This is a genomic window from Rhizobacter sp. P3_B12 (assembly GCF_056402895.1).
In genome coordinates this window covers 1-6,597 of sequence record NZ_JBFUGN010000282.1, presented here as the reverse complement: position 1 = coordinate 6,597, position 6,597 = coordinate 1, and the positions used below count along the sequence as shown (strand labels likewise).

Annotated in this window: 9 protein-coding genes; all 9 read right to left on the bottom strand. The window is 69.2% G+C overall.

All coding sequences use genetic code 11. The features are described 5' to 3' along the window. Positions 1–251, bottom strand: a 251-nt coding sequence (locus AC1D01_RS16040; RefSeq protein WP_477867904.1) for an FAD:protein FMN transferase, incomplete at its 3' end; no start/stop codon positions are given. 8 nt (positions 252–259) lie between these two features. Then, entirely contained in the window at positions 260–1,108 is an 849-nt protein-coding gene (locus tag AC1D01_RS16035) for a DUF4198 domain-containing protein (protein WP_477867902.1), read from the bottom strand. Between the two features lie 10 nt (positions 1,109–1,118). Continuing rightward, positions 1,119–1,637 carry a DUF2271 domain-containing protein gene (locus AC1D01_RS16030; protein WP_477867900.1) on the bottom strand — a complete coding sequence of 173 codons (519 nt, stop codon included), beginning with the start codon at positions 1,635–1,637 and terminating at the stop codon, positions 1,119–1,121. Between the two features lie 32 nt (positions 1,638–1,669). Next, positions 1,670–2,305 carry a PepSY-associated TM helix domain-containing protein gene (locus AC1D01_RS16025; protein WP_477867898.1) on the bottom strand — a complete coding sequence of 212 codons (636 nt, stop codon included), beginning with the start codon at positions 2,303–2,305 and terminating at the stop codon, positions 1,670–1,672. Continuing rightward, positions 2,305–2,994 carry a Fe2+-dependent dioxygenase gene (locus AC1D01_RS16020; RefSeq protein WP_477867896.1) on the bottom strand — a complete coding sequence of 230 codons (690 nt, stop codon included), beginning with the start codon at positions 2,992–2,994 and terminating at the stop codon, positions 2,305–2,307. The genes AC1D01_RS16025 and AC1D01_RS16020 overlap by 1 nt, the downstream gene beginning before the upstream one ends. A gap of 5 nt (positions 2,995–2,999) precedes the next feature. Then, positions 3,000–5,276 (bottom strand): catecholate siderophore receptor Fiu, encoded by a 2,277-nt coding sequence (locus AC1D01_RS16015; protein ID WP_477867894.1) that lies wholly within the window; start codon positions 5,274–5,276, stop codon positions 3,000–3,002. A 120-nt stretch (positions 5,277–5,396) separates the two neighbouring features. Further along, positions 5,397–5,561, bottom strand: coding sequence for a hypothetical protein (locus AC1D01_RS16010; protein WP_477867892.1), 165 nt, complete (start codon positions 5,559–5,561; stop codon positions 5,397–5,399). Then, positions 5,558–5,983 (bottom strand): ExbD/TolR family protein, encoded by a 426-nt coding sequence (locus tag AC1D01_RS16005; RefSeq protein ID WP_477867890.1) that lies wholly within the window; start codon positions 5,981–5,983, stop codon positions 5,558–5,560. Before AC1D01_RS16005 ends, AC1D01_RS16010 begins: the two co-directional genes overlap by 4 nt. A gap of 15 nt (positions 5,984–5,998) precedes the next feature. Further along, positions 5,999–6,597 (bottom strand): MotA/TolQ/ExbB proton channel family protein (locus AC1D01_RS16000; RefSeq protein WP_477867888.1); only part of this gene is annotated, 599 nt, incomplete at its 5' end.

Below are 6,597 nucleotides of genomic sequence, written 5' to 3'. Positions count from 1 at the left end.
CTGCCGGCCGGCGCGCGGTTGAAGCGGCTGATGTCCGAGCCGGGCTCCCACGGGCTCATCTGCGCGACGACGAGGTCCAGCTCCTGCTGGATCGCCTGCGCCAGCGGCGCGAGCGCGAGCCCCCGCGGGCCGGCGACGCGCACCGACCAGCTCGTGCCCATCGTCACGCCCTGCAGCGCATGCACCTGCGCACCGAGCGCCGGCGCACGCGTCGCAATGCGCTGCGGGACCAGCACCCGCGCCGTCTGCATCGCCTTCTTTACTGCGGCAGCACTTCGACCGTCGCGCTGGCGTTCACGCGGCGCGTCGGCGGCGTGCCTTCGGCGGCGCGCACGCTGTGGTTCACGCCGATCCAGTAGCGCCCGGCCTCGGGCCACTTGACGCTGAACTGGCCCTGCGCATCGGTCTTCAGCGCGATCTCGCCGAGCTTGTAGCGGTAGCGATTGCCGCCGCGCAGGATCGTCACGTCGAGGTTGGCGGCCGGCTTGCCGTCGAGCAGCACRCAGAAGCTGGAGCTGTCGCCGGCGCTCAGGTCMGTCGGCGCGGTCAGCGGGACGAACTCGAGGCCGGTGCCTTGCGGCGCGAAGGCCTTGTCGGCGGGCTTCGCTGCCGCCTTGTCGCCCGCTTTTTCCCCTTTCGCATCGTTGCTGACCCAGGTCTCGACCCGGTTCTGCATGCGCGTGACCTGCAGCTCCGTCGCGTCGGCCGGGATCTCCTTGGCCATCGCCTCGGCCGTGCCGCGCCAGCGCTTCGGCTCGCCGCCGAGCTTGTAGTTGGCGAACACGCTCTCGCTGAAATTGACGATGCGGTAGGTGCCCGGCTGCGCGAGCTTCACGTCGAAGCTGCTGCGGCGGCGCGCCGCGGCGAGGTTCTCCGGCGCGACGAGGCTGCCGTCGGGCGCGACGATGCTGAGCTTGTCGAGCACCAGCGCATTGGTGTCGAACTCGAACAGGTCTTCGGACACCGCGGCGTCGACCGTGACAGCCGCTTCACGGCCGCTGACGACGGTGGCCGAGGGCACGAGCCAGGTGCGGTGCGCCTGCGCGGAGAGGGGCAGCAGCGCGGCCACGGCGAGCAGCGCGAGCATCGATCGGTGGAAGGTTTTCATGCGTGGCTCCTCAAGGCTTCAGGTCGAGTGACACGGCGCCGAGTTCATGCTCGCCCTGCACCTTGGCGGTCTGGGCGGCCTTCACCGGCCAGTCGAACGGCAGGCGCACGACCTCGCGGCCGCCGTTCTCGCGGGCGGCTTCGACCACCAGCTGGTAGCTGCCCGGCGGCAGCGAAGCGAGGCCCTTGGCGCTCGACAGGGCCAGCACATGCTCGCCCGGTGAGCGGGTGGCGGCGGTGACGCCGTCGATCGGCGTCTGCAGCTCGCGCCCGCTCTTGCGCCACCAGCTGCGCATGTCCTTCAGCCATTTCGCGCCGCCGTTGTCGCGCTTCTTCAGGTCGTACCAGAGCGCGACGTTGGACGCGAAGCCGGGGTCGGCCGCCTTCTCGACCCACACCGCCACATAGGGCTTGTGGTACTCGGCCACGCTCAGCTGCGGCAGCTCCAGCTTCAGGTTCGCGTCGGCCGCGAAGGCCGGCGCGGCCAGCGCGGCGGCGGCGCCCATCGCCATCGAATAGCTCAGTTTCATGGGGGTCCTTCTGGAAGATCGGGGAATCGGGATCAATGGATGAACAGGATCGCCAGCAGCAGCGGCAGCACCAGGCCGCCGGCCACCACCGGCCAGGWGCTCGGGCGCTTGGCGGCGTGCATCTTCAGGATGAACAGGCCGGTCACCGAGAACACCAGGCACGACGCGGCGAACAGGTCGATGAACCAGCTCCACGCGCTGCCGGTGTGGCGGCCCTTGTGCAGGTCGTTCAGGTACGAGATCCAGCCGCGGTCGGTGCGCTCGTATTCGAGCGCGCCTTCCACGCGGTCGATGCGCAGCCAGGCATCGCCGCCGGGGCGCGGCAGCGGCAGGTAGATTTCCTCGGGCGACCACTCCGCGGCACGGCCGGCCACCTCGATCGACAGGCCCTGCTCGACCCACGCCGCCAGCGCCGGCGGCAGCGGCTGCTTGTCGTCGGCCGGCTTCGCGGTGATCAGCGGCAGCAGCGCCGGCGGCACCTGCGCCGCGCGCTTCGTGACCTGCGGCTTCGCCTCGATCTGCGACGCATGGTTCAGCGTGAAGCCGGTGACGGTGAACAGCAGCAGCCCGACCAGGCTCAGCGCCGAGCTGATCCAGTGCCACTGGTGCAGCGTCTTCAGCCAGTAGGCGCGCTGCGGCGCCGGTGTGGCGGCGGGGGTGGCGTCCATCAGACCTCGGACCACATCCGCAGCAGGTTGTGATAGTGGCCGGTCAGCGCGAGCAGCTCGGCGTTGTCGGCGTTTGCGGTATCGCGCTCGCGCAGCCGCTGGATGGCCTGGTCGAGCTCGAACAGCATKCCGCGCTGCGCATCGTCGCGCACCAGGCTCTGCAGCCAGAAGAACGAGCAGATGCGGGCGCCGCGCGTGACCGGCAGCACCCGGTGCAGGCTGCTCGACGGGTACAGGATCAGGTCGCCGGCCGGCAGCTTCACCTCGTGCGCGCCGTAGGTGTCCATCACCTCCAGCTCGCCGCCGTCGTAGTCGCCGGGGTCGGCCAGGAACAGCGTGCACGACAGGTCGGTGCGCAGCCGCAGGCTGGTGCCCGGCACGCCGCGCACCGCGCCGTCGACATGCAGGCCGTATTGCTCGCCGCCTTCGTAGCGGTTGAACAGCGGCGGCACGTAGCGCAGCGGCAGCGCGGCCGAGACGAACAAGGGATGCGCCTCCAGCGCCGTCAGGATGACGGCGCCGAAGCGCTGCGTCAGCGGCCCGGCCTCGGGCAGCTGGCGGTTGCGCTTGACCTGCGCCCCCTGCGCGCCGACCGTCTCGCGGCCGTCGTTCCAGTCGGCCGCATCGAGGGCCTCGCGGATCTCGGCGACCTGGGACGGCGTCAGCACGCCGGGCACGTGGAGCATCATGGCGGTCAGTACTTGAAGTTGGCGCTCAGCAGCGCGTTGCGCGCTTCACCCGGCTTGTAGCGGGAGCCGCCATTGTTGACCGACGCCACATAGTCCTTGTCGAACAGGTTGTTGACGTTCAACTGCAGCGTGACGTTCTTGCTGAGGTCGTACGCCACCATCGCATCCGCCACCGTGTACGACTCGGTGTTGATCAGGTTGGGCGTCGCGCTGGGGGTGAGGTTGCTGCTGCGCGCGACGGTGTCGACATAGCGCACGCCACCGCCGACGGTCAGCTTGTCGATCGCCTTGTACGACGCCCACGAACTGAAGGTCACCTTCGGCGAATAGACGATCACGCCGCCGTTGTTCGCGCTGGCGCCGGCCGGCACGCCGCGCAGGATCTTCGGGTCCATGTAGGCCACGCCCGCGCTCAGGTTCAGCGCCGGCGTCACCTGGCCGACCAGGCCGAGCTCGACGCCGTCGACGCGGCGCTTGCCCACCTGGGTGAAGGTCGGCGCCGCGGCGCCGTCGGAGACCAGCTCGTTCTTGTTCTCGCTGCGGTAGATCGCCGCGGTGGCCGACAGCTTGCCGCCGAACAGGTCCCACTTGGTGCCCAGCTCGATGTTGCTGCCTTCCTGCGGGTCGGTGCTCGGGCTCGCCTGGTTGGTGCTCAAGGCGTTCAACGAGAAGTTGGCGCCGCCCGGCGGCTGGTAGGCGTTCGACACCGTCAGGTAGATGCTGCCATCCGGCGTCGGCTTGAACAGCGCGCCGACCTTCCAGCTCAGCAGGTTGTCGGTCAGCCCGAGCGGCGGGTTCTGCACCAGCACCGCCGGCGTCGCCGAGTTGAGGGCGGCGCTGTTCGTCTCGGTGTGGAACTTCTCCCAGCGCAGGCCGCCGTTGACGAGCCACTGCTCGGAGAACTTCAGCGTGTCGAACGCATAGACCGCCGCACTCAGCGTGCTGCCCTTGGTGTAGGCGCCGTTGTCGACGAGCGGCTGGAACACGTCGCCGGTGCTCGGGTGGTACAGGTTGGCCGGCGCCTGCGTGCCGCTGACGACCTTGTTCTGCTGGTTCTGGCGTTCGTAGATGAACTCGAAGCCGGTCGACAGCGAATGCCCGATGCCGCCGGTCTTGAACTCGGTGCTCAGGTTGGTCTGGTTGGTCAGGATCTCGTTCGTCTGGTGGCGGCCCTGGCGGTTGCGTGCGACGGTCCAGGTGGCGGGGTCGGTGCCGGTCGTGGAGGTCACGGCATTGACGCCGGTCAGCACGAAGTCCTGCTCGGTGTGGCCCAGGCGCGTCGTGTTGCGCAGCGTCGTGCCGCTCGACAGGTCGTGCTCGATGCGCGCGGTGAACATGTGCAGCGTCACGTCGTTGAAGTCGTCGGTCGAACCGTAGAAATTCTTCGAGTCGACCGCCGCGCCGCTCTGCATGCCCGCGCCGGGCCGCCAGTCGGGCAGCCCGAAGGTCGACACCCCGCCGTCCGGCACGTTCTTCTGGTCGACGTACAGGTAGTTGAAGGTGGTGCGGGTCGGCGTGCCGAGGCCGAGCACCAGCGACGGCGCGAAGCCGAAGCGCTTGCTCTTGACCTCGTCGCGGCCCGGCGTGCCGTAGTCCTGTGCGAGCACGTTCAGGCGCAGCGCGGAGCCCGAGATGCCGAGGTCCAGCGGCCGGTTCAGGTCGGCGGTGGCGCGCACGCGGCTCGAGGTGCCGACGGTCAGCGTGCCGTTGTTGAAGGCCTCGCGGCCTGCCGTCTTCGACACCAGGTTGACGTAGCCGGACGATGCGCCGCGGCCGTTGTCGGAGCCCGACGGGCCCTTGATCACCTCGACCTGCTCGACGTTGAACACGTCGCGCGAGATGTTGCCCAGGTCGCGGATGCCGTCGACGAAGATGCTGTTCGTCGTGTCGAAGCCGCGCATGAAGATCGAGTCGCCGGTCGTCGTGTTGCCGTTCTCGCCGAGCTGCATCGTGATGCCCGGGGTGTTGCGCAGCGCCTCGGCCAGCGTGGTCGCGACCTGCTGCTGCAGCACTTCCTTCTTGATCACGGTGATGGTCTGCGGCGTGTCGAGCAGCGGCTGCGTGAACTTCGGGCTCGACGCGTTGTCGGCCTTGAACTCGCTGCCGGACTGGCCGGTGACGCGCAGCGCGGGCAGCGTCGTCTCGGGCGCATCGGGCTTCTTCGGCGCGTCGGCGACCGGGGTCGTCTGCGCGGCCACCGGCAATGCGACGGCCATCAGGCCGATCTGAGCCAACGCGGATGTCTTGCTTGCCGCGTGCTTGCGGCTCTTGATGTAGGCCAAGGGGTACTCCTCGAGGGTTTTGTCTTGTCTTGGCTGGCGCGATGGCTGGCGGGGACGGTGAAGATCAGGCGGAAAAACAGCCGGCCCGAGACCGGCGCCGGCTGGATGGAGAAATTCGAATCAACGGCGCAGTGCGTACCAGGACGCGACCGCGATCGGCAGGCCGAGCGCGGCCCACGACAGCGCGTCCCAGCCGCCGTCGCCGAGCAAGGCCGACAGCAGGCCGACCGCGCTCAGCACGGCCAGTGCGACCGGCCAGCGCCAGATGCGCAAGGCGCTGCTCATGGCTGCGCCGCCTCCGGCTCGCTGACGAAGCCGACCTTCGTCAGGCCCGCCTTCGACGCATCGGCCAGCGTCTGCGCGACGTAGCGGTAGGCCACCGCCTGGTCGGCGCGCAGGTGGATCTCGGGCTGCGGCTGCTTGCCGCTCTCGGCGGCGAAGCGCTTCTGCGCCTCGGGCCGCGTGACGAGCTCGCCGTTCCAGTACAGCAGGCCGCCGGCGTCGATCGCGAACTCGACCTTGTCGGCCGGCGACTGGTTGACCTGCGAGCTCGCCTTCGGCAGCTCCAGCTTGACGGCATTGGTCAGCAGCGGCGCGGTGATGATGAAGATCACCAGCAGCACCAGCATCACGTCGATCAGCGGGACCATGTTGATCTCCGCCATCGGCGCGCTGGCGTTCTTCGAATCGAAACTGGCGAAGGCCATGGCGGCGACCTCGCGTCAGGCGGCGACCGGCCGCGAGGCCAGCGCACGCACATTGGCCGGCTGGGCCGCTTCATTGCCCAGCGGCTGGCCCATCGACACGAAGGTGTGCAGCTCGTACGCGAAGGCATCGAGCTTGGACGACATCACGCGGTTGGCGCGGGTCAGCCAGTTGTAGCCCATCACCGCGGGGATGGCGACCGCGAGGCCCAGGCCCGTCATGATCAGCGCCTCGCCGACCGGGCCGGCCACCTTGTCGAGCGTGCCGGCGCCGCTCATGCCGATCGCGACCAGCGCGTGGTAGACGCCCCAGACGGTGCCGAACAGGCCGACGAAGGGCGCGGTGGCGCCGACGGTGGCCAGCATCGCGAGACCGTTCTCGAGCCGCGTGGTTTCCTCGTCGAGCACCTTCTTGATGGTGCGGGTGACGAATTCGCCCGAGGTGCCGGCTTCTTCGAGCTTGGCGGCGCCGTACCTGGCATGGTGGGCCTGCGCATGCATCGCGTGGCTGGTGAGGTGCGAGAACGGGTCGTGCACGCCGTGCGTGGTGATCTCGTTGGCGACGGCCTCGAGCGAGGTCGCGTTCCAGAAGAAGTTCAGGAAGCTCTGGCTGTGGC